Source organism: Caulobacter sp. P4_E5 (assembly GCF_056401555.1).
In genome coordinates this window covers 15,340-39,202 of record NZ_JBFUJD010000008.1, presented here as the reverse complement: position 1 = coordinate 39,202, position 23,863 = coordinate 15,340, and the positions used below count along the sequence as shown (strand labels likewise).

Sequence of the window (23,863 nt, the reverse complement as noted above, 5' to 3'; positions counted from 1 at the left end):
CCTGATCAGCACGCGCGAAAACGCGCCGGTTCCGAAGGCTCGGAGCCGGCGCGTCTCGGGTAGGCGTCCGCGCGCTCTTTTCTAGAGCGCGCGTTCTCCGGGGCGACCGCCGCGCGAGGACGAACCGCCCTTGCGTCCGGCGTTCGCCGCGAGATCGCGATCCTTGGCGAAGCTGCGCTTTTCGCTGGGCACGCTAGCTCCGCCCTTCCTGGCGATCTCGCGTCGGCGTTCCGGGTCCATGGCGGCGAAACCGCGACGACCGCGGGGACGTTCGCTATCGGTGTCCATGTGGGGGCTCCTAGTCGGACAGGTCACAGGCGGTACGGGCGAGATCAGGCGCCATAGGGACGGTCGTCCCCTGGATCGACCGGCGGCGAGGTGGGGGGCTCCTCGACGGGGGCGACACCGGGCTCGTACTCGGGCGGCTTAGGCTCGGGCGGAGGCGGGGCGTCTGGGTCGGTCACTGGCGTCGTTTCCTGCGCGTTCCGGTGAAGTAACCAGCGAAGACGCTTTCGGTTCACCGTGCGATGACACTAATTGCACAGCACCGGGACGAGCCGGCCGCCGAGGAGACGCCCGAGAATGCCTCGCAGGACCAAGCAAATGGTCAATCGCGCCGCGTCCCACTGGCGTTTGGCGCTGGGTTTGGCGGTCGGAATTATCGTGTGGACGGCGGCGAAATTTTTCGGCGCGCCGCGCGGCGCCCACCTGTTGCTGGGCTGGGACAGCGGCGCGGGCGCCTATCTGCTAACCACCTGGCAGCTGTTTCTACGCGCCGACGAGGCCGAGGTGCGCTCGCGCGCCGCCCAGGAGGACGAGGGCGTGCCGGTGCTGCTGCTGATCATCCTGGCGGCCATCATCGCCAGCCTGGGAGCGGTGATCGACGCCATGATCGCCGCCAAGAACACGGACGCCGGCGCCCAGGCCTTCATCGCCACCTGCGCCGGCGTGACCCTGGTGCTGTCGTGGCTGGTGCTGCAGTCGGTGTTCGTCCTGCACTACGCCCACCGCCACTTTGGCGAGGGCCGGAGCAAGGGTGGCATCCAGTTTCCAGGAGAGCCGCCCTCCGGCTACATGGACTTCGCCTATCTGGCGTTCAGCGTGGGGGCGACCTTCCAGGTTTCGGACAACAGCATCCTGACCTCGAGGCTGCGCCGCCTGGTCACCGCCCACGCCGCCACGGCCTATTTCTACAACACCGCCATCCTGGCCCTGGGCATCAACATCATCGCCACCCTGGTGGGCGGCTGAGGTTAGCCGGGGCGACCGCCCCCTGGCCCACCCATGCCGCCGCCACGCCCTCCACGACGGCCCCCGCCGCCTTCGCCGCGCCCGCCGCCACGTCCCGGGCGTAAGCCCGCCTGCGACGGTGTCTTGGGCAGCTCGTCCAGCTTCAGGACGCCATCCTTGTTGGTGTCGAGCAGGGCGAAGCGAGTCTTGGCGGCCTTGGTCGCCTCGTCCTTGGTGATGCGGCGATCGAAATTGCCGTCGGAGGCCATGACCGGCTCCGGCTCGGCGATCAGGCCGAACAGGGCCGCCCCCTGCAGGACGTTGCTCCCCTGCGGACGCCGGCGTGGGGCGTCGCCGCCGCCGTCCGGGCCCTGGCCCATCGGTCCGCGCCGCATCGCGCCCGGCGCCGCGCCGCCGATGATCTCCGGGGCGATGCGGGTTTCGTAGGTCGAGACCTCGAAGCCGTCGACCACGCCATTGTGGTCGCCGTCGACCACGGCGAAGAAGCGCAGCGAGTCAGCGACGAACTCGTCCCGCGCCAGGGCGCCGTCATGATTGGCGTCAGCGCCGGCGAACCAGGCCGCTACGGGATAGGGGGCGCCGCCCGCGGCGCGGAAGGGCTCGCCGGCCGGGCTGATGAACAGCTGAGGGCCGCCACCAAGGCCAAGCCCGCCTTCACCGCGCGCCCCGCCGGGACCGCCCCGATCTCCGGGACCTTCTGGCGGCGCGCTGGCGCAGCCGGCGAGGGCGGCGGCGAGGGCGGCGGTCAGGCCGAGCGAACGAAGCATCATCCGGGAAATCTCCAATCAGCCAAGCTTTGAAGCCCGGCAGGATGTCCCGGTGATGTCAGGCCGCGCCTCCAGCCTTGCGGTCATGCAACACTCGCCCCCGTTCGGCCGCAATGGGCCGCCGAAGATTGCCGCAGGATATCTTCAGGCCGGGAGGAGCACGCAGGCCCGTAGGCCGCCGCTCGCACGGTTGTGCAAGGTGACGTCGCCGCCGTGGGCGCGGGCCAGGGAGCGGACCACCGCCAAGCCCAGGCCGATCCCGCCGGTCTCGCGGTTGCGCGAGGGCTCGCCGCGATAGAAGGGCTCGAACACCCGCTCCAGCTCGCCAAGCGGCACGCCAGGACCGTCGTCGTCGATCTCGATGATGGCCATGCCGTCCTCGACATAGACCCGACCGCGCGCCGCACCGCCATACTTGAGAGCGTTGTCGACGAGGTTGGAGATCAGGCGCTTCAGCGCCACCGGATCGCCCTCGACGATCACCTTCTCGGACCGCTCGACCGTGGCCTCGCCGCCGGTCTCGGCCGCCTCGTCCATCACGCTTTCGACCAGGGAGGACAGCTCCAGCTTGGTGCGTTCGGCCGGGCGCTGGGTGTCGCGTACGAAGCCCAGGGTGGCGGCGATCATCGCCTCCATCTGGTCGATATCGGCGGCCAGCTTGGGGCGGATGTCGTCCGGCGCGGCCTCGATGCGGAACTTCAGGCGGGTCAGCGGCGTGCGCAGGTCGTGGGCGATCGCCCCGACCATGGCCGTTCGGTCCTCGACATAGCGGCGCAAGCGCTCCTGCATCATGTTGAAGGCCATGGCGGCGGCGACCACCTCGCCCGAGCCAGAGATGCTGAGCGGCGGCGTGCGCGGGTCCTTGCCCAGGCGTTCGGCGGCGTCGGCGAAGGCGGTGATCGGCTGGGCCAAGCGCCGCGCGAAAAGCCAGGCCAGCGGCGTCACGGCGGCCACTGACAGCAGCAGGATCAGCAGAATCCGCTGTTGCCAGCTGTCGAAGCGGAAGGTCGGCTTGGGCTCGACCACCAGCCAATGGCCGTCGCTCTGGCGGACGCCCAGCTTGAAGTCGCCGAAGATCAACGGCTCGTCCTTGGCCTGGAGGCGGGGCCCGCCGGGGCCGCCGGAGCCGGGCTCGCGGGCGAAGGGTTCGCGCGTTCCGCCGTTCGGCCCGACGCGGCCGTCGGGCTTGGGCGGCGTGACAGGCGTACGGCGCACGAAGAAGCGCGGGCCGTTGTCGATCTGCAGCTCGATGCGGTTCGCCGGCACGTCGATCGCGCGGCCGATCCCGGCCTTGAAGTCAGCGCGTCGCGGGCTGTCCGGACCCAGCGAACGGATCGAACCGTGCTGCTTGACCACCAGCAGGCGGCCGTCGCGCGGCTGGACCGGCTCGCCCGACTTCAGCGCGCGCACGATCTCGCTGGACCGGTAGAACTCCGGCGGGGGCGGTGGCAGGTTGAAAATGACCGCGATCGAGATCAGCTGGGCCGCCACCAGGGTGATGATGACAAGGCCCAGGGCCTGGACGAACAGCGGCGCGCCGCGCCGGAAGATGGTCATGGGGTGCGGACGACCTTGGCGGTGAACATATAGCCTTCGCTGCGGATCGTGCGGATCAGCTCACTGCCGCCGCCGTCGTCCAGCTTGCGGCGCAGGCGGCTGATCTGGACGTCGATGGCGCGGTCATAGGCGTCGCTGTCGCGGCCGCGGGCCAGGTCAAGCAATTGGTCGCGGGTCAGCACGCGCTGCGGACGCTCGACGAAGGCGCGCAGCAGCGAGAACTCGCCGCTGGAGAGATTGACCACCACCGACTGCGGCGAGCGCAGTTCGCGGCGGACAAGGTCCAGGCGCCAGCCGGCGAACTCGCAGGCCGCGCCCATGGCGTCGTCGACCGCGCGGGGCTCCTGGCGACGGCGCAGCACGGCGCGGACGCGGGCCAGCAGCTCGCGCGGATTGCAGGGCTTGGGCAGGTAGTCGTCGGCGCCGAGCTCCAGGCCGACGATGCGGTCAGTTTCCTCGCCCATGGCCGACAGCATGATGATCGCCGGGCCATCGTTGGTGGCCGAAAGGCGCCGGCAGATGGCCAGGCCGTCCTCGCCAGGCAGCATGACGTCCAGCACGATCAGGTCGACCGGCCCGCGCGCCAGCACCTGCTCCATGGTGCGGGCGTCCTGGGCGGCCTCGACCGCGTAGCCGTGGCGGGTGAGGAAGTCGGAGACGACGTCGCGGATGCCCGGATCGTCATCGACGATCAGGATGCGCGGAGCAGCGCCCCGCTGAGCGTCGACGTCGCCTTGGCCAATGGTCCCTGGGACGGTGTTCTGGACGTTTTCCATGCGATTTTCCTGTCACGCCCCCGTCACGTTCAGATTTCACGCCTGAAACAGGGGCGCAACCCAGTCGTGGGATCCCCATAGGGCGATCCCCTATGGGGGCCGATGTCGCACCGACGGCCCACTGTCCCCCTCGTGAGGTCGGCGGCGAATGGGGCTCGGCCTGCCTCTCCCCCCTTGGCAGGCTGGGCCCCGACCACCCTCGGCCTGGCGATCCCTCAGCCCGGCGAGTGGTTTTTGGGCGCCTGGTAGGCGTCGCCCTGAGCCTGCATCGCCGCGATCACCCGGTCGCCCACGAACGGATTGTTGCGCCGCTCGGCCGCGAAGGTCGACATCGGGCCGTGGCCAGGCACGAACTGTACGTCACCGCCCAAGGGCCAGAGCTTCTGGGTGATCGAGTCCAGAAGGTCCTGGTGGTTGCCCAGCGGGAAGTCGGTGCGGCCGATCGAGCCCTGGAACAACACGTCCCCGACCTGAGCGAAGCGTGCTTCGCGATGGAAGAACACCACGTGGCCCGGCGTATGGCCGGGGCAGTGGAAGACCTCGAACTCGGTCTCGCCCAGGGTGACTGTGTCGCCGTCCTTCAGCCAGCGGTCGGTGACGAAGATCCGGGCCTCGGGCACGCCGTACATTTCGCCGGTCTGCTGGATGCGGTCGATCCAGAACTGGTCGTCCTCGTGCGGGCCCTCGATGGGGACGCCTGTGCGGACCTTCAGCTCGGCCGCGCCGCCGGCGTGGTCCATATGGCCGTGGGTGATCCAGATCTTCTCCAGGGTCAGACCCTTGTCGGCGATGGCCTTGAGCAGGCGGTCGACCTCGCCGCCGGGATCGATGACGGCGGCCTTCAGGGTCTTGGCGCACCAGACGATCGTGCAGTTCTGCTGCAGCGGGGTGACCGGGGCGATCACGGCGCGGATGGGCGACTCGGCGCTCATGCGGCGGCTCCAAAACGAAAACGGGCGGAAGCTGTAAAGCCTCCGCCCGTTCGAACTAAGCGTTATCCGCTCCGGTTCAAGCGCTTATTGGGCGCCCGGCAGACCGGTCGGAGGCGCGTCGTCGTCCAGTTCGTGGACTTCGCCGCGCAGGCCCTTGCCCACGTGGCTCTTGCGGTAGCCGTAGGCGAAGTAGAACACCAGGCCGATGACAGCCCAGATCGGCAGCAGCAGCTTGGCCTTCATCGGCAGGTAGAAGAACAGCACCAGGCAGCCGAYGATGGCCAGCGGGGCGATGATCCAGACCAGCGGCGTCCTGAACGGACGGCGACGATCCGGATCCTTGATCCGCAGCATCATCACGGCGATCGCCACCATCAGGAAGGCGAACAGGGTGCCGGAGTTGGAGATGTCGGCCAGCTGACCGACCGGGAAGAAGGCCGCGGCCACCAGCACCAGGCCGCCGGTGACCATGGTCACGATGTGCGGCGTCTTGAACTTCGGGTGGACCTTGCTCAGCACGCTGGGCAGCAGGCCGTCGCGCGACATCACGAAGAAGATGCGGGTCTGGCCGTAGATCATCATCAGGATGACCGAGGGCAGGGCCAGACCGGCCGCGAGGCCGAGCAGGTTGCCGACGGCCGGATGGCCGATCTCGCGCAGAACGTGGGCCAGGGCTTCCTTAGAGCAGACCAGCGGCATGGCGCCGACGGCCGTGATTTCCTTGCAGCGCGCGGCCAGTTCGATCGAGCCGGGCGACAGGACTTCGTGGTTCAGGCCGAAGACGGGTTGAGCGCCATAGGCGCCGACAGCGCCGCCGGCGACCAGCAGATAGAAGATGGTGCAAATGACCAGCGAACCGATCAGACCAATCGGGACATTGACCTGCGGATTGCGGGTTTCCTCGGCAGCGGTCGACACGGCGTCGAAGCCCACATAGGCGAAGAAGATCGAAGCCCCGGCCCCGATGACCCCGGCGGTGGCCAGGGGGGCGAAGGGGTGGAAGTTTTCCATCTTCATGACCGGCACGGCCAGGAAGACGAAGGCGGTCAGGGCGCTGATCTTGATGGCGACCAGGAAGCCGTTGACGGTCGCGCTTTCCTTGGTGCCCAGCACCAGCAGCCAGGTGACCAGCAGCGAGATCAGCACGGCCGGCAGGTTGATGACGCCGCCGGCATAGGGGCCGGCTGTCAGCATGTCAGGTATGTCGATGTGCGCCAGGTGCTCGATCAACCCGACTACGTATCCCGACCACCCCACGGCCACGGCGGAGGCCGCCACGGCGTATTCGAGGATCAGGGCCCAACCGACCAGCCAAGCGAAGAACTCGCCCAGGACGGCGTAGGAATAGGTGTAGGCGGAGCCCGCGACGGGGACCATCGAGGCCAGTTCGGCGTAGCAGAGGGCGGCGACGGCGCAGACGGCGCCCGCGATGACGAACGACAGCATCATGCTGGGACCGGCCTTTTGGGCCGCTTCGGCGGTCAGCACGAAGATACCGGTGCCGATAATGCCGCCGATGCCGAGCAAGGTCAGCTGCACAGGCCCGAGCGAGCGATGCAGCGACTTCTTCTCGGCGGTCGCTAGGATCGCATCGAGCGATTTAACGCGCCACATAGTTCCTCCTGGATACGCACGACTCCCCCCGGGGGTCGCCCTTGGATAAATTTTGCGGACCGTGACCCGTTTATGAGCATGGGGTCAAGGCCAAGCCGCGAGGGGGCGTAAATGCTACCCGTAGGCCTGACTCGTCTAGCCCTGCTTGGCGCGCGCGCCATCGAGCGCTAAAGCCGAGCTGATGTTGCCCATTTTCGAGGCCCTTCCGGCGCTGAAAGGCGCCCTGAGCACGCGGGAGGCCGCCGTTCTCGTCGCGCCGCCGGGGGCGGGCAAGACCACGGCCGTTCCGTTGGCGCTGTTGGACGAGCCCTGGGTCCAGGGCCGCAAGCTGATCGTGCTCGAGCCTCGCCGCCTGGCCGCCCGCGCCGCCGCGTCGCGCATGGCCGCCAATCTGGGCGAGACGGTGGGCGAGACGGTCGGCTTTCGGGTCCGCCTGCAGTCCAAGGTCTCGGCCCGGACCCGGATCGAGGTGGTCACCGAGGGCGTCTTTACCCGGATGATTCTCGACGACCCGGGTTTGGACGGCGTTGCGGCCGTGCTGTTCGACGAGTTCCACGAACGCAGCCTGGACGCCGACCTTGGCCTGGCCTTCGCCCGCGACGTCCAGAGCGTGCTGCGCGACGACCTGCGCCTGCTGGTGATGTCCGCCACCCTGGACGGGGCGCGGATCTCGGCCCTGCTGGCCGATGCGCCGATCGTCGAGAGCCAGGGGCGGATGTTCCCGGTTGACACCCGCTATCTCGGCCGAGACGAGCGTCAGCGGCTGGAGGAACGCGTCGGCCGCGCCGTCGAGCGAGCCCTGGCGGAGGAGACCGGCAGCGTCCTGGTCTTCCTGCCGGGCCAAGGCGAGATCCGCCGCGCCGAGAGCTGGCTGAACGAGCGCCTGCGTCGGCCGGACGTCGATGTCGCGCCGCTGTATGGCGCCTTGGAGCCGGCCGTGCAGGACCGCGCCATCGGCCTCGCGCCGGCCGGCCGCCGCAAGGTGGTGCTGGCGACCTCGATCGCCGAGACCAGCCTGACCATCGAGGGCGTCCGAGTGGTGATCGACGCCGGCCTGGCCCGCGTGCCGCGCTACGACCCGGCCTCGGGCATCACCCGGCTCGACACGATCCGCGTCAGTCGCGCCGCCGCCGACCAGCGCCGGGGCCGCGCCGGCCGCACCGAGCCCGGTGTCTGCTACCGCCTGTGGGACGAGCCCGAGACCCGGGCGCTGCCCGCCTTCGCGCGGCCGGAGATCCTGGAGGCCGACCTGTCGCGCCTGGCCCTGGACCTGGCCCGCTGGGGTGCGCGCGATCCTTCGGGCCTGACCTTCCTGGACCCGCCGCCCGCCGCCGCCTTCGCCGAGGCGCGGACCCTGCTGACCCGCATCCAGGCGCTGGACGGGCAGGGCGACCTGACCGCCCACGGCAAGGCGCTGGCCGAAATGCCGCTGCCGCCGCGCCTGGCCCACATGGTCGTGCGCGCCGCCGCCTCGGGCCAGGCCCGTGAAGCCGCCGAGATCGCCGCGGTGCTGACCGAGCAGGGACTGGGCGGCAAGGACGTCGACCTGCGGCGGCGGCTGGAGGGCTTGCATCGCGACCGCTCGCCACGCGCCCGCGACGCCATGGCCCTGGTCGAGCGCTGGAGTCGCGCGGCCGGAAGGTCCGCAAACACAAAGGGGGGCGGCGCCAAGTCACTGGAGATCGGCGTGATGCTGGCCGAGGCCTATCCCGAGCGGGTGGCCAAGGCGCGCGGCAAGCCGGGCGAGTTCCAGCTGGCCGGGGGCCGCGGGGTCTATCTGGAGCCGACCGATCCGCTGGCCCGCGAGACTTGGCTGGCCGTGGGCGAGCTGGGCGGCGGCGACAGCCGCGACCGCATCCTGCTAGCGGCCGCCGTCGACGAAGCCGACCTGCGCGAGACCTTCGCCGACCGCCTGGTCGCCGAGGACCGCCTGGAGACCGCTGGCGGCAAGGTCCGCGCCAAGCGGCTGCTGCGCCTGGGCAAGCTGGTCTTGGCCGAGCGGCTGATCGAGAATCCCGACCCCGCGATGATCGCCGGCGCCCTGATGGACCAGGTGAGGGCTGACGGTCTGAGCGCTTTGCGGCTGGGCCAAGGCGTTGAGGGCTTCCGCAGCCGGGTGGCGTTCCTGCGAGCGCTGGACGGCGAGGCCTGGCCGGACCTTTCCGACGCCGCCCTGATCGCCCGCCTGGACGAATGGCTCGAGCCGTTGCTGCACGGCCGCTCGTCGCTCGCCAGCGTGGACGAGAGCGGCCTGGACGGCGCGATCCGTTCGCTGGTCCCCTGGGACCTGCAGCAGAAGGTCGACCAGATGCTGCCGGCCCGGTTCAAGGCGCCGACCGGCACCACCGTAGCCATCGACTACGCCGCCGAGGCCGGACCGCGCATCGACATCCGGGTGCAGGAACTGTTCGGCCTGACCGAGCATCCCAGCATCGCCGGCGGCAAGGTGCCGCTGGTGCTGTCGCTGCTGTCGCCCGGCCACAAGCCGATCCAGATCACCCGCGACCTGCCCGGCTTCTGGAAGGGCTCGTGGCGCGAGGTGAAGGTCGAGATGAAGGGACGGTATCCGCGACATGTGTGGCCAGACGACCCGGCGGCGGCCATGCCGACGACGCGGGCCAAGCCGCGAGGGACTTGAGAACTTGCCCCCTCCGCGCTTCGCGCTCCTCCCCCGGAGGGGGAAGAAGACACCGCGATCCTTCTTCCCCCTCCGGGGGAGGAGGATGCGCAGCATCCGGAGGGGGCCAGTCCTATGCCTACCCCGTCACCGTATAGATCATGATCCCGGTCGCAACGCTGAGGTTCAAGCTGTCCGCCCGGCCGCGCATCGGGATCTTGACGTTGACGTCGCAGGCCGCCGCCAGCTCGGGCGGTAAGCCCTGTTGCTCGTTGCCCATCAGGATCAGCGACGGTTTCACATAGTCGGCGGCCTTGTGGTCGACGGTGGCGGTCAGCAGGGTGCCGACCACGCTGCCCGGCCATTCCTGGCGCCAGGCCAGGAACTCGGCGATCGTCGCCTTGGCGATCTTCACCGCGAAGATCGAGCCCATGGTCGCGCGCACGCCCTCGACCGAATAGGGATCGACGCAGTCGCCGACCAGGATCACGCCGCCGCAGCCGGCCGCATCGGCGGTGCGGATCACGGTGCCGAGATTGCCGGGGTCGCGGACGGCCTGCATGGCCACCCAGCACGGAGCGCTTTCGGGCACGATAGCCGACAGGGGCGTGTAGACCTGCTGGAACACGGCGACAACGGCCTGAGGATTGTCGCGCCGCGAGACCTTTTCGAGGATTTCGCGGTTGACCTCGATGACCTCGCCGCCGGCCTTCAGGCACGCGGCGACCGCCTTCTTGAGCATCGGGTGATCAGCCGCGTCGGGGCCATACATAACGATCTTCGGCGCGTGGCCGCAGTCGATCGCCTCGATGACGATCTTCAGGCCCTCGGCCAGGAACAGGCCGCTCTCCTCGCGCTCCTTGCGCATGTGCAGGGCGCGGACGGCCTTGACGGTGTTGTTGGTCAGGGAGGTGACGGTCTTGGTGCTCATCGCGCTCAGCCTTCCCCCATCTTTTCTTGGGCAGACCAGCGGGCGAAGAACGACAGGCCGATCTGGCGGTCGCCCTTTTCCTCGACCAAGGAGAGTTCGCCCCAGTCAATGACCCCGCCGCGGCCTTGCAGCTCCTGAGCCAACAGGCCAGACATCGCCGCGCCCGAGACGCGGGCGGCATAGGCGTTCATCAGCAGGAACGAGGCATCGTCGCTGAGCAGTTCGGCGCAGTCCTTGGTCAGGGCGGCCAGATCCTCGAACAGGCGCCAGACCTCACCGTCGGCGCCGCGGCCGAACTTCGGCGGGTCCAGGATGATGCCGTCATAGCGATTGCCGCGCCGGACCTCGCGGGCCACGAACTTGCGGGCGTCCTCGACGATCCAGCGGATCGGCTTGTCGGCGAGGCCGGCGAAGGCGGCGTTCTCGCGGGCGAAGCCGACCGACTTTTTTGACGCGTCCACGTGGGTCACGGCCGCGCCGGCGGCGGCGCAGACCAGCGAGGCGACGCCGGTATAGCCGAACAGGTTCAGGATCTTGGGCTGAGGACCGGAGCCCTTCGAGAAGGCCCGCACCCGGTCGTCCTGCCAGGCCCAGTTGGCGGCCTGTTCGGGGAAGAAGGCCAGGTGGCGGAAGGGCGTGAACTGGCCGTGGAACTTCGCCTGGCCCCAGGCCAGGTCGAATTTCTCGATCGGCTTGCCCTTGAAGCGCCAGCGGCCGGCCTCGTCCTCGTCGGTGGGATCGAAGATGGCGTCGGCGTCTTCCCAGGCCTTGGCTGGTAGGCGCGGCGCCCAGAAGCACTGCGGCTCGGGGCGTACCACGGTGTAGCGGCCATAGCGCTCGAGCTTCTTGCCATTGCCACTGTCCAGCAAGGCGTAGTCCGCCCAGCCGGTGGTGCGCATGACGAGGGGGGCGGGAGCGATCTTCGGGGCCATCGCCCGCCCATACCGCCTTACGGCCCGGCGCGTCCAGAGTTTGGGCCAGGTCGAGGACCAAAGGGCGAGGCCGCCCGCGCGGTGTGCCGGGTCTTGTCCCAATGATGCGGGGCCGTGATGAACTGCTGCAGCGCCTTGCCCGCCGCCACGCTCTGCAGCAGCCAATAGGCCACCATGCCGAATAGATGCAGAAACTTCGGCTGGCCGCCGGCCCGCATCACGCCGCGCGCGCCGGCGATCGCCGCCGAGCCCCAGCCCAGGGCGTAGAGCAGCAAGTCCAGTGGCGGGATGCCGAACGCGGCGTCCGGCAGATAGTCGAGGGTCGCCGCGACGATGGCGACCAGCATGACCGGGCCGTGCAGGTGCGAGGACGCGACCGACTGGGCCAGGGTCAGGACCAGGGACGCGGCGTTGCGCGGCTGGCGCGGGACCTGGCCGCGCGCATGCACGGCCAGGGTCTGCATATGGCCCTTGATCCAGCGGGCCCGCTGCGGGAACCACTGACCCCAGGTGGTCGGGGCGGTTTCCCAGGTCGGGCGGCCGATCACGCCCAGCCGGTGGCCGGCGGCGACCAGGCGAAAGCCGACGTCCGCGTCCTCGGTCACGTTGTAGGGGTCCCATGCCCCGATTTCGCGCAAGGCGGCGACCTTGAAGTGATTGCTGGTCCCGCCCAGCGGAAAGGCCAGGCCCCAGCGCGCCAGGGCCGGCAGCAACACCTCGAAATGGGCGGCGTATTCCAGCCGGAACTGCGAGGGCAGGAACAGCGAGAAGCCCGGGTCCTCGATCCGCAAAGGCGCCTGCAGGCAGGCCAGGCGCGGATCCGAGGTGGCGAACCGGGCCGCCGCCTCGCGAAGCTGGCCGGGATCGGGCATGTCCTCGGCGTCGTAGATCACCACCAGCTCGCCGCGCGCCCGTTCCAGCGCGTGGTTGCAGGCGCGCGGCTTGGTCTTGGGCGTCCCCGGCGGCGCGACCAGCACCTGGACGAAGGCGGGCAGGGGGATGGCGCGCACGGCGGCCCGAGTGACCTCGTCGTCGGCCTCCAGCACGATCAGGGCCTGCAGCCGGTCGCGCGGATAGTCCAGCGCGGCCAGGTTCTCGACCAACTCGGCCACGACCTCGGCCTCGCGATAGAGCGGAGCGATGATGGTGTAGGTGGGCAGGTCCTCTTCCGGTAGCGGTGTTGGCCGAGGGAGCGGCAGCGGTGTGCAGGCCGCCGCCAGTCGTGTGGCGCCGCCCAGCAGGAAGACGCCGAAGAACAGGTGGTGGATCACCGTCAAGGCGTTCCACGGATCCAGCGCGACACCGATGGCCGACAACAGACCCGCCAGGGCGACGAACGCCGCCTGGCTTCGGGAAAGCGTCTGGTGCGCGCCATCCCGCGCCTTGTCTCGCCCGCCGAGCGGAAACGCCGCCGGGCTTTCCTGTTCGACGGACACAGGTCCGCTAGCCGGCGCGAACGCCGGGTCCAACCGTCTTTCTTCGCGCGCCATGGAAGCCCCTGAACGCCGTTCGCCCCAACGGACGCAGATAACGGAATCACAACCAAGAGCTGTCAAACAGAAAAACACGCGTTTCGCGCACAATCCTCGCGCGCGCGACTTCTGGGCGAACTCAAATTCTCCTGCGACGCACGTTCTTGCGACGGCTGGGTGATTCCCGTTTAGTGTCCCTCGGGGGAAACGCAGGGGAAGCCAAGTCCGTGACGGTCGTTCTGAAGAAGCCTCACAAGTCCGCGCGAAAGCCCAAGGGCGACGGGCACTTGCGCCGGGGCGAAATCCTGGCGGCGGCCGAGCGGATCTTCATCGCCGAAGGCTATGCCGGCGCGACGATCCGCAAGATCGCCGACGCGGTGGGCGTGTCGTCGACGGCGCTGTACATGCACTTCCGCGACAAGGACCAGATCCTGATGGAGATCAGCAACGACGCTATCGAGCGTCTGCTGACCCTGAACATCGAGATCGCCGCCCAGCCGATCGACCCCGTCTCGCGTGTGCGGCTGATGCTTGAGGCGTACATGAAGTTCGCCCTCGACAATCCCAACACCTACCAGCTGGTGTTCTGCAGCACGGGCGAGCACATCTCGCAGGACAAGATCGCCGACACCCTGGAGCTGGGCGACCGCTGCTTCGAGAAGTTCAGCGAGCCGGTGCACCAGATCGCCGCCCAGGGTCGCCTACGCTCGGGCTCGGCCGTGCAGGCCGCCGAGGTGCTGTGGAGCGGCTGCCATGGCCTGGTCTCGCTGCTGATCACCAAGCCCTCGCGTGGCTGGTCGGATCAGGATCAGCTGATGAAGGTCATGCTGGACGGCCTGCTGTACGGCTTGGTCACGGACTGATTTGGTGAACGCCGCCAAGGCTTTGGGCGCGCTTCTGGCGATGTTGGCATTCGCGCCTGGAGCGGCATTCGCGGGACCGCGCGTGATGTCGCTGGACTCCTGCGCCGACCAGTACGTCCTGGCCCTGGCGCCGCGCGACAGCATCGTCGGCCTCTCGCACCGCGCCATCTCGCGCGACAGCTACCTGCGCCGCGAGGCCGTCGGCCTGCCGCTGCGCCGGGCCACGTTCGAGAGCCTGGTCGCGGCCAAGCCCGACGTCGTCGTGCGCCTGTGGGGCGGTGACGCGCGGCTGTCCAAGGCCCTGGAACGCAAGGGCGTCACCACCGTCGCCCTCGACGACGCGGCCGACTTCGACGGTGTCCGCGCCAATGTCCGCAAGGTCGCCGCCGCCCTGGACCGCAAGCCCGAAGGCGAGGCGATCATCGCGCGGATTAACGCCCAGCTAGGCCGCGCGGCCGGGGCGGGGAAGGGCAAGTCGGTGCTGTATCTGACGCCGGGCGGCTTCACGGCCGGCTCGGGCACCCTGATCGACGCCCTGCTGAGGGCGGCCGGCTATTCGAACGCGTCCAAGGCTCCGTATTTCGCGCCGGTCTCGCTGGAGAGCCTGGTGATGAAGCCGCCGGCGGCCGTGGTGCTGGGCTTCTTCGACGGAACCCGCGCTGGTGCGGATCGCTGGGGGCCTGGCCGCCACGCCGCCCTCCGAAAAGTCGTGAAGACCCGCACCGTCGCTTCGCTGCCGGGAACGATGATCGGTTGTCCGGGCTGGTTTGCCGCCGAGGGCAGCGCGATCCTGGCGCAGGCGGCGCGATGAGCCTTCCTCGCCTTTGCCTTCTGATGCTGCTGGTCCTGGCCAGCGCGGCGATCCTGGCGGTGTCGCTGGGCGAGACCCCGCTGTCCCTGGCCCAGTACGCGCAAGCCCTGACCCACCCGGCCTCGCCGCCGGGCGAGGTTTTGTGGACCATCCGCGCGCCGCGCGTGGCGGTGGCGGCCCTGGTCGGCGCGGCCCTGGGCCTGGCCGGCGCGACCATGCAGGGGCTGCTGCGCAATCCGCTGGCCGATCCCGGCGTGCTGGGCGTCTCGGCCGTGTCGGGCCTGGGCGCGGCCCTGGCCATCTCGGCGGGCCTGGCCGTGGTTCCAGGCGTGATCGAGCTCTCGGCCCTCGTTGGCGCCCTGGTCGCCGGCGGCCTGGTCGTGGTCCTGGCCGCGCGGTTCCGCGAGCCCGAGGCGCTGATCCTGTTCGGCGTGGCCTTGTCGGCCTTCGGTGGCGCGCTGACGGCGCTGGTCTTCAACCTTTCGCCATCGCCGGTGACGACGGCCGAGATCCTGGCCTGGCTGATGGGCTCGGTTGAGAACCGCGACGCGATGGACGCCGTTCGGGCTCTGGTTCCGATGGCGATCGGGGCGGCTCTGTGCGTCCGGGCCGGCAGTGGCCTGCGCATGCTGACCTTGGGCGAGGAGGCCGCGCGGATGTCCGGCCTGCCGATGGCGCGCCTGCGGGTCTACGCCGTGGCCGGCGCGGCCCTGCTCACGGGCGCGGCGGTGGCGGCGGCCGGGGTGATCGGCTTCGTCGGCCTGGCCGCGCCGCATCTGGTGCGGGCCCTGGTCAAGGACGACCCTAAGAGGATCCTGTGGCCCTCCGCCCTGGCCGGGGCGTTGCTGCTGGTGCTGGCGGATCTCGCCGCGCGGTTGGTTCCGACCGAGCAGGAGCTGAAGCTGGGCGTGGTCACGGCCCTGTTCGGCGCGCCGGCCTTCGCCCTGCTGGCCTGGCGGGCCTCGCGGAGCTGGCGGTCGTGAGCGCGCTCTGGACCCTGACCGCCATCTCGGCCCGCCATGGCCGCAAGACCGTGCTGGAGGACGCCTCGCTGAGCGTGGCGGCCGGCGAGGTGGTCGGCGTGGTCGGACCCAACGGCGCGGGCAAGACCAGCCTGCTGCGCGCGGGCCTGGGGCTGCTGCCGTTGGAGGCGGGCGAGGCCCGCCTGTCCGCCCGACCGTTGGCGTCTCTGAAGCCCGACGAACGCGCCAAGCTGGTCGGCTATCTGCCGCAGGACCGCCGCGTGGCCTGGAACCTGCCGGCCCGCCTGGTCGCCGCCCTGGGCGCGACCGATCTCGCCGACGAGGCGGCGGACGTCTTGGCCGTGGATTGCCTGTCACGCGTCGGCGCGGCCGAACTGGCCGACCGCGGCGTGCTGGACATGTCGGGCGGCGAGCGGGCGCGGGTGCTGCTGGCCCGGCTGCTGGCTACGCGCGCGCCGCTGCTGGTCGCCGACGAGCCGGTGGCGGGCCTGGATCCCGACGCTCAGCTGCTGACGTTGGACCTGCTGAGAGCCGAGGCCGCCAAGGGCGCGGCGGTGGTGGTGACCCTGCACGACCTGGGCCTGGCCGCGCGATCCTGCGACCGGATCGTCGTGGTCTCGCACGGCCGCCTCGTCGCCGAAGGACCGCCACGCGAGGCCCTGTCGCGGTTCATCCTCAGTCACGTCTTCCGGCTGGATGGCGAGCTGGTCGAGACCGAGGCCGGCCCGGTGCTGGCGGCGAAGCGGGTCTAGGGCTGCGCCGACGGCGTGTAGGCGGCCGCCACCGACGGGCTGTAGACGTAGCCGCCGCGCTTGAGGTCCGACGACAGGGTCAGCGGGGCCACGCCGCCATTCAGGCGGGCGCGGTAGACCATGGTCGTCTCCAGGGTCCGCATCACATAGTTGCGGGTCTCGGAGAACGGGATGCACTCGATGAAGTCGAGCGGGTCGGTCTGGGCGCCGCGCGGGTCGCCGCACAGGCCCGCCCACTGGGCCGGCCGGCCCGGGCCAGCATTGTAGGCGGCGGCGGCCATGATGTACGAGCCGCTGAAGCTGCTGACCATGTCGCCCAGATAAACCGAGCCCAGGCGCATGTTGTACGAGGCCTCCGACAGGCGATCGATGCTGTGGGCCTCGCCCAGCTTGCGGGCGACGATCGAGGCGGTGGCCGGCATCAGCTGCATCATGCCGCGCGCGCCGACGCCCGAGCGGGCGGCCGGGTCGAAATTGCTTTCCTGGCGCGAGATCGAATAGACGAACGCCGTCTCGGCCGCGCCCGGACCCGGGGTGAAGTGGTGGTCCAGCAGCGGATAGCCGCGCTCGGCCAGGATGAAGCCGCGCTGGGCGGCCGTGCGCACGGCGCGCATGGCCAGGTCCTGGTCGCCATAGCCGCGGGCGAAGTCGACCAGCAGGGCGCTTTCCTCGGCGTTGGGCAGGGTGTCGTCGATGTACAGCACCAGGCTGCGGAACAGGTCGCGCGCGCCGATGTCGGCCAGGATCCGTGCGGCGCGGATCTGTTCGCGGCCGTAGAAGCGGGYGCGGTCGGCCTGGGTGATGACCGGGTCGCGGTCCAGGCGCAGCTCCTTCAGCCCCGCCTTCTCGGCGGCCAGCTGGCCGTAGAAGGTGGTGATGTAGCGCGCGCCTTCGGCATAGAAGGTCTGGGCGGCGATCGGGTCGCCTTGCGCCTCGGCCGCGCGGCCTTGCCAGTAGAGGGCCCGGCCCTTGGTGATCGGCGAGGCGCCGACGGCGGCGATCTGGGCGAAGTGGGCGGCAGCCGCGTCGGCGTCCTTCAGCCGGGTGAGGGCGATCCAGCCGGCGTAGAACTCGGACTCGGCGATGTCGGCCGGGGCCAGGGCCTGGACGTTGTTGGCGGCCGCATAGGCGCCGCTGCTGTCGCCGGCCTTCAGGGCCGAGACGATCAGCTGCTTGCGCTCCTTCCAGATGGCGGTCGAGGCCTCTTCCGTCGGAGGGACGGGGAAGTTGACGACCATCGGCAGGGCCAGGGTGTCCATGCCGGCGCGGCGCAGATAGGCCGCGCGCTCGAACACCACGCCGGGCGAGATCTGCTGGTCCGATGTCAGGGCGTTGTAGAGGCTGTTGGCGCTGGCCGAGTTCTGGCGGTAGGCCATCCGCACGCGGGCGGTGGCCTGCTGGTTCTCGGACAGCATGGCGATCAGATCGCGGGCGGCCGGGCCTTGCTGGCCGTACAGCAGGATATCGGCGCGGCGGGCGTAGTCGTCGGCGGTCAGCATGCCGCCGAAGCGGGCGATCAGGCTGCGCTGCGCGTCGGCCTCGAACACCTTGTCGCGGAAGGTGYGGCGGATGAGGTCCGTGGCCTCCTTGTTGCGGCCGGTCGCCTGATAGGCGCTGGCCAGGGCCATGGCCCCGTCGGCCGTCGCCGGCTGGGCGCCGCCGAACCAGGCGACGATGCGGGCCGGATCCAGGCCGGAAGTGGAAAGAGCTTTCTCGGCGGCGGCGTCACGGCGCGCGGCGCGCGGCCAGCCGGCCAGGTCGCGGCGGGCGGCGTCCAGCTCGAAGAAGCTCATCGCCTCGGCGTTGTTGTCGACCAGCTGCCAGAGGGCGATCTTCTTGGCGATCGGATCCTGCAGGCTGTCCATCGCCATGCGCGCGCCCGAGACGTCGGCGCGCTTGGCGGCGGCCAGCGACGTCTGCAGGTTGGCGGAGTCGGTGTCCGACAGGGCGGTGGGGACGGCGGTCGGCGGCGTGGTGATCAGGCCGGACGTCGTTTGGCTGGCGTAGCCCGACGTCGTCTGGGCGTCCGCGGCCCCTACGACCACGGCCACGACGCAAGCTCCCCCGAGCAGGATCCGACGCACCACTGAAGCCAAAACACTCTCCTTAACCAAGTCTCTTAAAGAGCCTTGTACGCGAATCTCAGCCCACGCCCTATGCGACGATTCAGACCGCATTAGGGTTTAAAGTCCGGTTCTCGGGCTTGACCGAAGAGGCTTCCCCCCTCAAATCCGCTCCCTGCCCCTCGAACCGCATCCGGGCGCCGGTTGCGGAACAGCGGGGCAGGGACATATTGTCCGCCCCCATCGTCCTGCCGCAACACCACGCGGCGTCTTCTCACGGCAATTTGCAAGTCATGGTCCAGTCTCACTTCAAGGGCGTCATTCCGGCCCTCGTCACGCCGTTCCGCGACGGTGAGGTGGACGAAAAAGCCTTCGTGGCCCTGGTCGAGCGTCAGATCTCTGGCGGTGTCCACGGGCTGGTGCCCGTGGGCACGACCGGCGAGACCTCGACCCTGTCGCACGACGAGCACAAGCGCGTCGTCGAACTGTGCGTGAAGACCGCCGCCGGCCGCGTGCCGGTGATCGCCGGCGCCGGAAGCAACTCGACCGACGAGGCCATCGCGCTGGCGCGCCACGCCAAGACCGTCGGCGCCGACGCCTGCCTGGTGGTGACGCCGTACTACAATCGCCCCAGCCAAGAGGGCATGTACCAACACTACAAGGCGATCAACGACGCCGTCGAACTGCCGGTGTTCGTCTACAACGTGCCGGGCCGCACCGGTGTCGACATCTCCAACGAGACCCTGGAGCGCCTGTCCAAGCTGCCCAACATCATCGGCATCAAGGACGCGACCGGCGACCTGACCCGGATCAGCTTCCAGCGCCTGATGTGCGGCCCCGACTGGGTGCTGCTGACCGGCGACGACCCGACGGCCCTGGGCTACATGGCCCACGGCGGCCACGGGGTGATCTCGGTCACCTCCAACGTCGCGCCGGACGCCTGCGCCGCCTTCATGAACGCCTGCATGCAGGGGCAGTGGGAAACCGGCCTTTACTGGCAGGATCGCCTGGTGCGCCTGCACAAGGCCTTGTTCCTGGATTCCTCGCCGGCCCCGACCAAGTTCGCCCTGGCCCATCTGGGCCTGTGCTCGGAAGATGTCCGCCTGCCGATCACGCCGTGCGCCGAGGCCGTCCGCCCGACGATCCTGGAAGCCATGCGCGAGGCTGGCCTCGAATAATGACCAAGCCGATCGCGGAGAACCGGCGCGCCCGGTACGACTACTTCATCGAGGAGACCTTCGAGGCCGGCATCATGCTGACCGGCACCGAGGTGAAGTCGCTGCGCGTCGGCCGGGCCAACATCGCCGAATCCTACGCTTCGGTCGAAGGGCGCGAGATCAAGCTGATCAACGCCGACATCCCGCCCTACGGCCACGCCAACCGCTTCAACCACGAGCCGCGCCGGCACCGGAAGCTGCTGCTGCATCGCAAGCAGATCGACAAGCTGATCGGCGCGGTGCAGCGCGACGGCCGGACGATGATCCCGCTGAAGCTCTATTGGAACGAGAAGGGCCTGGCCAAGCTGGAGATCGGCCTGGCCAAGGGCAAGAAGMWCCACGACAAGCGCGAGACCGAAGCCGCCCGCGACTGGGCCCGCGACAAGGCCCGCCTGATGAAGGGCGACCGGGGGGACTGAGGCGGTCTGGCGCGGATCATCGCCGGCGGAAGGGACGAACTGCCGGGCGACCGGAAAGGTCGGCTTTCGACCCATGGCGGACTTGTTTCCCTCTCCCCTTGCGGGAGAGGGTGGCCGCCGCAGGCGGTCGGGTGAGGGGTCGAAGACCGGATCCGCCGCGACAGCGGATAGGCTGGGCGCCACGCCGACAGGACTATCGACCCCTCATCCGTCAGCTTCGCTGACACCTTCTCCCGCAAGGGGAGAAGGAAACGGACGTCCGCAACCCACCCCTTACGGACGATCGAACCCGCCGGCTTCGAGACTCCCCAACCCCGACCTCCCCGGCGAAGGCCGGGGCCCAGATCGAACCCCTGACGCTCACGCCCTTGGTCGGCGTTCGATCGCGAACACCCAAACCGCTCAGGCTGAATCTGGGCCCCGGCTTTCGCCGGGGAGGTCGGATCTAGGGGGAAGAATTAGAGTCTCTCTTCCCCCAAAGCCGACGTCTCGTCGGTCCGCGCAGAGGCGGCTCCACTGACCGGAAAGATGGGGTCAGGTGCGATCCGAAACGGTTTCGGCCGGACTAGTGCAGGCCCATAAACCCAAAACCCATCGCCAGGCCGAAGGCGAAGGCGCCGGCGCTGACGATCAGGAAGATGCGGACTTCGGTACGCAACTGGTTACGCGTCGACTGGGCCATGGCGTGGCCTCCGGCTGGTCGCGCAACCCCGGGCGCGGCGAAATAGTCCCTAGCCGGTGGATATTAGTCCTCTCAGCGCTGGAAAAATGTCAACGATTGTAAAGTCGTTGGCTGATCAAGCGCTCCCGCCCACGGGCGAAATCGCCCTCATCGTCCAGCCGTCAAAGGCCAGCGCGAGGGCGATCGCGTTGTTAGCCAGCGGCCGTCGTGGCGTCTCAGGCCAAAGCGGGCAGTTCGTAAACCCGAGAGGGCACGCCGCGCTCGAACAGCTCGCCGCATATGGCGAGCGCTCGGTTGTAGGCGGTTTCGGCGCTGTCGAAGAAGCCGGCGAGGCGGCCGTCTTCGGTGACGACCCAGCCCTCGGGGACGTGGGCGATTTCTATACGCTGGCAGTGCGCGGCGTCAGACATGACGACGAGCTCCCTGGACTAGAAACGCGCCCCTGAGCTCGGGCGCGCTAAAATGCTTAACGCGCGTCGGGCTCCCCGCATTGTCAACGATTGTAAACCGTATGCGGATCTTCGCGCAAGGCGATAGTGACGCCTGGGTTGTATGGTCAAGCTTAGGCGGAGCTCAAAACCTAGCCGTTTTCCAACGCCAGCAGGGCGAACGTAGCCAGCCAGTGCTCGCCCATATAGTCGCCCGAGACATGAGGAACGGCCGCCGCCAGGTGGTTCATCGCCGCGGTGATCGCATGGTGTTTGCCCGGATCGGCCTCCGGCATGGCGGCGGCCAGCAGCCGCCAGCACCAGGCGCGGGACAGGTTCAGGCCATCCAGATGGGCGATCTTGCCGTCGGTGCGGTCGCTAACCCGGGCAGGCTTGAACAGCGTCGCCGGCTGCTTGTCAGCGATGTCCGGCAGGAAGCGCGGGAACCACAGCTCGAAGCTCTCGCGCGGCAGCAGCCGGCGCATGGCCTCGGCCTCGATCAGGGCGGGCGAGAGGAAGTCGTCGCCGGACGGCTCCCAGGCCTGGCAGGCGGCGTCCTGGCCGTACCAGACCAACGCCCGGCTCTGCAGCATCTGCCGGAAGGCCGAATCGCCGGTCATGTCGGCGTACTCGCTGGCCAGAACCAGGGCGAACGCGGTGTTGTAATGGGTCCCGGCCCGCACCGGATAGTCGGCGACCGGCAGGAAAGCCTCGAACCGCTCGGCGAAGGCGCGGGCCAGGGGCGCGTGGACGCCGGCCCAGGGGCGTTCGTGGCGCAGCAGCTCGGCCTGCAGCATCAGGCTCCAGGCCCAGCCGTAGGGACGCTCGAAACCGCGGCTCTCGGGACGGGCCAGATAGGCCAGCTCGCCGGCGACCTTGTCGTCGGTGAAGGCGTCGTCGAACAGGGTCGTGATCGTCTCGGCCTCGGCCATCTCGGGGCGCAGGCGCAACAAGGTGGCCAGCAGCCAATAGCCGTGCACGCACGAGTGCCAGTCGAAACTGCCGAAGAAGATCGGGTGCAGCTCACGCGGCGAGCGGACGTCATTCGGCCCGGCCATCACGTGGTCCAGCTTGTTCGGATACTCACGGGTCAGGTGGCCGAGCGCGATTTTGGCGAAGCGCGAGGCGGTGGAGCGGGCCAGGCTCATGGGTGGCCAATCTCAAGCATGAAAGGCGAGGGCGTGCATCAGGACCACGTTGACGATCAGCATCAGGACCGCGGTCGGCGCCTGGGCGCGGATCACGGCGTAGCGGTCCTTCAACTGCAGCAGCGCGGCCGGCACAAGGTTGAAATTGGCCGCCAGCGGCGTCAGCAGGGTTCCGCAGAAGCCCGACAGCATGCCGATGGCGCAGACCACGGCCGGATCGCCGTGGAAGCGGCCGACGACCAGGGGCAGGGCGATGCCGCCGGTCATCACCGGAAAGGCCGCGAAGGCGTTGCCCATCATCACCGTGAAGGCGGCCATGCCCAGGCAGTAGGCGGCGACGGCGGCGAAGCGGCTGTCGACGGGCGTGATCTGCACCGCGATCTCGCCGATCGTCTTGCCGACGCCGGCGATGGCGAACACCGCTCCGAGAGCCGCCAGCATCTGTGGGAGAAGCGCGGCCCAGCCGACCAAGTCCATCAGCCGGCGGCCCTCCTGAACGGATGCTGCGGCGGGCTGGCGGAACATCAGCTGGGCCAGGATGGCGGCGACCAGGGCCGCGAAGGCTAACGAGATCAGCGTCGCCTGCTTGGGATCGACCACCGGCGCGCCGTGCAGCGACAGGCGCTTCAGGGTCAGGGAGCCGGCCAGGACCAGCACTGGAATGACCAGGGCCGGGACGAACAGGCGCGCGCCGTAGGTCGCCGCCAGGCTTTCGCGTTCCTCCGGGGCGGTGGTCTTCGGCGCGCCGACGCCCAACTGGCCCGCGCCGGCGATCAGGGCCAGGGCCAAGGCTAGAAAGCCGTTGCCCAGGTCGCCTAGGCGGTCGCCAGCCAGGAAGCTGACTGCGAACAGGCCCCAGAAGGCGGCATTGCCGAAGCGCTTCCTGTTCTCGCGGTCGGCGGCGCTGAGGCCGGCGAAGGCTGCGAACATCAGACCGGCCAGCAGATAGACGAGCGGCAGGCCGATCATGCCGCGTCCTCCGCCCCAGTTGGGCTTTGAGCGAGCTTGCGGTCGAACAGCAGCAGGCGGGCCCCATGGATCAGGAAGGCGGCGATCGCCGTCGGAATGGCCCAGACCGACAGGGCCAGGGGCTCCACCGTGATCCCGCTCTGGTCCAGAAAGCCGACGATCAGCAGGATCGAGCCGATGGCCAGGAAGATGTCCTCGCCGAAGAACAGGCCGACATTGTCGGTCGCCGCGCTCATCGCGCGCACCCGCTGGCGGGTGTCGTCGTCGAGCGGTTCGGCGGCGGCCTCGGCCATGGGGGCGAGCAGCGGTCGCACGGTCTGCGCCTGGCCGGCGACCTGGGTGAGGCCCAGGGCGGCCGCGACTTGGCGCAGGGCCAGGTAGGCCAGCAGGATCCGGCCCGGCGTCGCCGCGCGCAGGCCCTGGATGGTCTTGCGCGCCTGTTCCTTGAGGCCCGAGCGTTCCAGCACGCCGATCGCGGGCAGGACCAACCAGGCGACGCTGACATAGCGGTTGGTGTTGAAGGCCTTACCGAAGGCGGCCAGCACCTCCAGCGGCGTCAGGCCCGCGGCGATGCCCGAGGTCAGGGCGGCGGCGATCACGACCAGCAGCGGATTGAAGCGCAGGGCGAAACCCAGCACGATCACCGCCACGCCCAGCAGGGTCAGCATCCCCTTCGACT

At 69.5% G+C, this 23,863-nt stretch carries 24 protein-coding genes; 8 read left to right on the top strand and 16 right to left on the bottom strand.

What is annotated here, in order from left to right:
- Positions 1 to 81 precede the first annotated feature (81 nt).
- On the bottom strand, positions 82 to 288 hold the full coding sequence (locus AC1DSO_RS04275; protein WP_047413350.1) for a con-10 family general stress protein: 207 nt from the start codon (positions 286 to 288) through the stop codon (positions 82 to 84).
- Positions 289 to 332: 44 nt separating this feature from the next.
- Positions 333 to 464, bottom strand: coding sequence for a hypothetical protein (locus AC1DSO_RS04270; protein ID WP_477067666.1), 132 nt, complete (start codon positions 462 to 464; stop codon positions 333 to 335).
- A 118-nt stretch (positions 465 to 582) separates the two neighbouring features.
- Here AC1DSO_RS04270 and AC1DSO_RS04265 point away from each other — a divergent pair, with 118 nt between their 5' ends.
- On the top strand, positions 583 to 1,251 hold the full coding sequence (locus AC1DSO_RS04265; RefSeq protein WP_477067665.1) for a DUF1345 domain-containing protein: 669 nt from the start codon (positions 583 to 585) through the stop codon (positions 1,249 to 1,251).
- Between the two features lie 2 nt (positions 1,252 to 1,253).
- Here AC1DSO_RS04265 and AC1DSO_RS04260 read toward each other — a convergent pair whose 3' ends face one another.
- The 5 genes from AC1DSO_RS04260 to AC1DSO_RS04240 all read right to left on the bottom strand — a co-directional run bounded on the left by AC1DSO_RS04260 (position 1,254) and on the right by AC1DSO_RS04240 (position 6,897).
- Complete coding sequence (locus AC1DSO_RS04260; protein ID WP_477067664.1) at positions 1,254 to 2,021, bottom strand: EF-hand domain-containing protein; 768 nt, start codon at positions 2,019 to 2,021, stop codon at positions 1,254 to 1,256.
- Positions 2,022 to 2,162: 141 nt separating this feature from the next.
- On the bottom strand, positions 2,163 to 3,575 hold the full coding sequence (locus AC1DSO_RS04255) for an ATP-binding protein (protein ID WP_477067663.1): 1,413 nt from the start codon (positions 3,573 to 3,575) through the stop codon (positions 2,163 to 2,165).
- On the bottom strand, positions 3,572 to 4,351 hold the full coding sequence (locus AC1DSO_RS04250; RefSeq protein ID WP_477067662.1) for a response regulator: 780 nt from the start codon (positions 4,349 to 4,351) through the stop codon (positions 3,572 to 3,574). The genes AC1DSO_RS04255 and AC1DSO_RS04250 overlap by 4 nt, the downstream gene beginning before the upstream one ends.
- Before the next feature lie 215 nt (positions 4,352 to 4,566).
- Entirely contained in the window at positions 4,567 to 5,283 is a 717-nt protein-coding gene (locus AC1DSO_RS04245) for an MBL fold metallo-hydrolase (RefSeq protein ID WP_477067661.1), read from the bottom strand.
- A gap of 84 nt (positions 5,284 to 5,367) precedes the next feature.
- Positions 5,368 to 6,897: an amino acid permease gene (locus tag AC1DSO_RS04240; protein ID WP_477067660.1), complete on the bottom strand. Its 1,530-nt coding sequence runs from the start codon at positions 6,895 to 6,897 to the stop codon at positions 5,368 to 5,370.
- A gap of 181 nt (positions 6,898 to 7,078) precedes the next feature.
- Here AC1DSO_RS04240 and hrpB point away from each other — a divergent pair, with 181 nt between their 5' ends.
- A complete protein-coding gene (gene hrpB, locus AC1DSO_RS04235) occupies positions 7,079 to 9,535 on the top strand; it encodes an ATP-dependent helicase HrpB (RefSeq protein ID WP_477067659.1) in 2,457 nt (818 codons plus the stop codon).
- 118 nt (positions 9,536 to 9,653) lie between these two features.
- Here hrpB and AC1DSO_RS04230 read toward each other — a convergent pair whose 3' ends face one another.
- The 3 genes from AC1DSO_RS04230 to AC1DSO_RS04220 are packed head-to-tail and all read right to left on the bottom strand — an operon-like array spanning position 9,654 to position 12,867.
- Positions 9,654 to 10,445 (bottom strand): TrmH family RNA methyltransferase, encoded by a 792-nt coding sequence (locus tag AC1DSO_RS04230; protein ID WP_047413365.1) that lies wholly within the window; start codon positions 10,443 to 10,445, stop codon positions 9,654 to 9,656.
- A 5-nt stretch (positions 10,446 to 10,450) separates the two neighbouring features.
- Entirely contained in the window at positions 10,451 to 11,377 is a 927-nt protein-coding gene (locus tag AC1DSO_RS04225; protein ID WP_477067658.1) for an RsmD family RNA methyltransferase, read from the bottom strand.
- A 17-nt stretch (positions 11,378 to 11,394) separates the two neighbouring features.
- A complete protein-coding gene (locus AC1DSO_RS04220) occupies positions 11,395 to 12,867 on the bottom strand; it encodes a glycosyltransferase (protein ID WP_477067657.1) in 1,473 nt (490 codons plus the stop codon).
- A gap of 209 nt (positions 12,868 to 13,076) precedes the next feature.
- Between AC1DSO_RS04220 and AC1DSO_RS04215 the strand changes: the two genes are divergently transcribed.
- From AC1DSO_RS04215 to AC1DSO_RS04200, 4 genes are read left to right on the top strand one after another with little or no spacing between them, the layout of a single operon-like run.
- Positions 13,077 to 13,712, top strand: a complete 636-nt coding sequence (locus AC1DSO_RS04215) for a TetR/AcrR family transcriptional regulator (protein WP_047413369.1) — start codon at positions 13,077 to 13,079, stop codon at positions 13,710 to 13,712.
- Between the two features lie 4 nt (positions 13,713 to 13,716).
- Positions 13,717 to 14,523 carry an ABC transporter substrate-binding protein gene (locus tag AC1DSO_RS04210; RefSeq protein ID WP_477067656.1) on the top strand — a complete coding sequence of 269 codons (807 nt, stop codon included), beginning with the start codon at positions 13,717 to 13,719 and terminating at the stop codon, positions 14,521 to 14,523.
- A complete protein-coding gene (locus tag AC1DSO_RS04205) occupies positions 14,466 to 15,506 on the top strand; it encodes a FecCD family ABC transporter permease (protein ID WP_477067655.1) in 1,041 nt (346 codons plus the stop codon). Before AC1DSO_RS04210 ends, AC1DSO_RS04205 begins: the two co-directional genes overlap by 58 nt.
- Positions 15,503 to 16,258, top strand: coding sequence for an ABC transporter ATP-binding protein (locus tag AC1DSO_RS04200; protein WP_477067654.1), 756 nt, complete (start codon positions 15,503 to 15,505; stop codon positions 16,256 to 16,258). The genes AC1DSO_RS04205 and AC1DSO_RS04200 overlap by 4 nt, the downstream gene beginning before the upstream one ends.
- On the opposite strand, the gene AC1DSO_RS04195 is transcribed toward AC1DSO_RS04200, so the two are convergent.
- The gene (locus AC1DSO_RS04195) at positions 16,255 to 18,354 is read right to left on the bottom strand and encodes a lytic transglycosylase domain-containing protein (protein ID WP_477067653.1); all 2,100 of its coding nucleotides are present in this window, start codon (positions 18,352 to 18,354) and stop codon (positions 16,255 to 16,257) included. The genes AC1DSO_RS04200 and AC1DSO_RS04195 overlap by 4 nt on opposite strands.
- Before the next feature lie 260 nt (positions 18,355 to 18,614).
- Between AC1DSO_RS04195 and dapA the strand changes: the two genes are divergently transcribed.
- Positions 18,615 to 19,499, top strand: a complete 885-nt coding sequence (gene dapA / locus AC1DSO_RS04190) for a 4-hydroxy-tetrahydrodipicolinate synthase (RefSeq protein WP_477067652.1) — start codon at positions 18,615 to 18,617, stop codon at positions 19,497 to 19,499.
- A complete protein-coding gene (smpB, locus tag AC1DSO_RS04185) occupies positions 19,499 to 19,957 on the top strand; it encodes an SsrA-binding protein SmpB (protein ID WP_477067651.1) in 459 nt (152 codons plus the stop codon). The genes dapA and smpB overlap by 1 nt, the downstream gene beginning before the upstream one ends.
- Positions 19,958 to 20,522: 565 nt before the next feature.
- Here smpB and AC1DSO_RS04180 read toward each other — a convergent pair.
- The 5 genes from AC1DSO_RS04180 to AC1DSO_RS04160 all read right to left on the bottom strand — a co-directional run bounded on the left by AC1DSO_RS04180 (position 20,523) and on the right by AC1DSO_RS04160 (position 23,852).
- Positions 20,523 to 20,639 (bottom strand): hypothetical protein, encoded by a 117-nt coding sequence (locus tag AC1DSO_RS04180; RefSeq protein WP_477067650.1) that lies wholly within the window; start codon positions 20,637 to 20,639, stop codon positions 20,523 to 20,525.
- Between the two features lie 215 nt (positions 20,640 to 20,854).
- Positions 20,855 to 21,049 carry a hypothetical protein gene (locus tag AC1DSO_RS04175; RefSeq protein ID WP_477067649.1) on the bottom strand — a complete coding sequence of 65 codons (195 nt, stop codon included), beginning with the start codon at positions 21,047 to 21,049 and terminating at the stop codon, positions 20,855 to 20,857.
- Positions 21,050 to 21,219: 170 nt separating this feature from the next.
- On the bottom strand, positions 21,220 to 22,215 hold the full coding sequence (locus tag AC1DSO_RS04170; RefSeq protein ID WP_477067648.1) for a DUF2891 domain-containing protein: 996 nt from the start codon (positions 22,213 to 22,215) through the stop codon (positions 21,220 to 21,222).
- 12 nt (positions 22,216 to 22,227) lie between these two features.
- Positions 22,228 to 23,184 carry a DUF979 domain-containing protein gene (locus AC1DSO_RS04165; protein ID WP_477067647.1) on the bottom strand — a complete coding sequence of 319 codons (957 nt, stop codon included), beginning with the start codon at positions 23,182 to 23,184 and terminating at the stop codon, positions 22,228 to 22,230.
- Positions 23,181 to 23,852 carry a DUF969 domain-containing protein gene (locus tag AC1DSO_RS04160; RefSeq protein WP_477067646.1) on the bottom strand — a complete coding sequence of 224 codons (672 nt, stop codon included), beginning with the start codon at positions 23,850 to 23,852 and terminating at the stop codon, positions 23,181 to 23,183. The genes AC1DSO_RS04165 and AC1DSO_RS04160 overlap by 4 nt, the downstream gene beginning before the upstream one ends.
- Positions 23,853 to 23,863 lie beyond the last annotated feature (11 nt).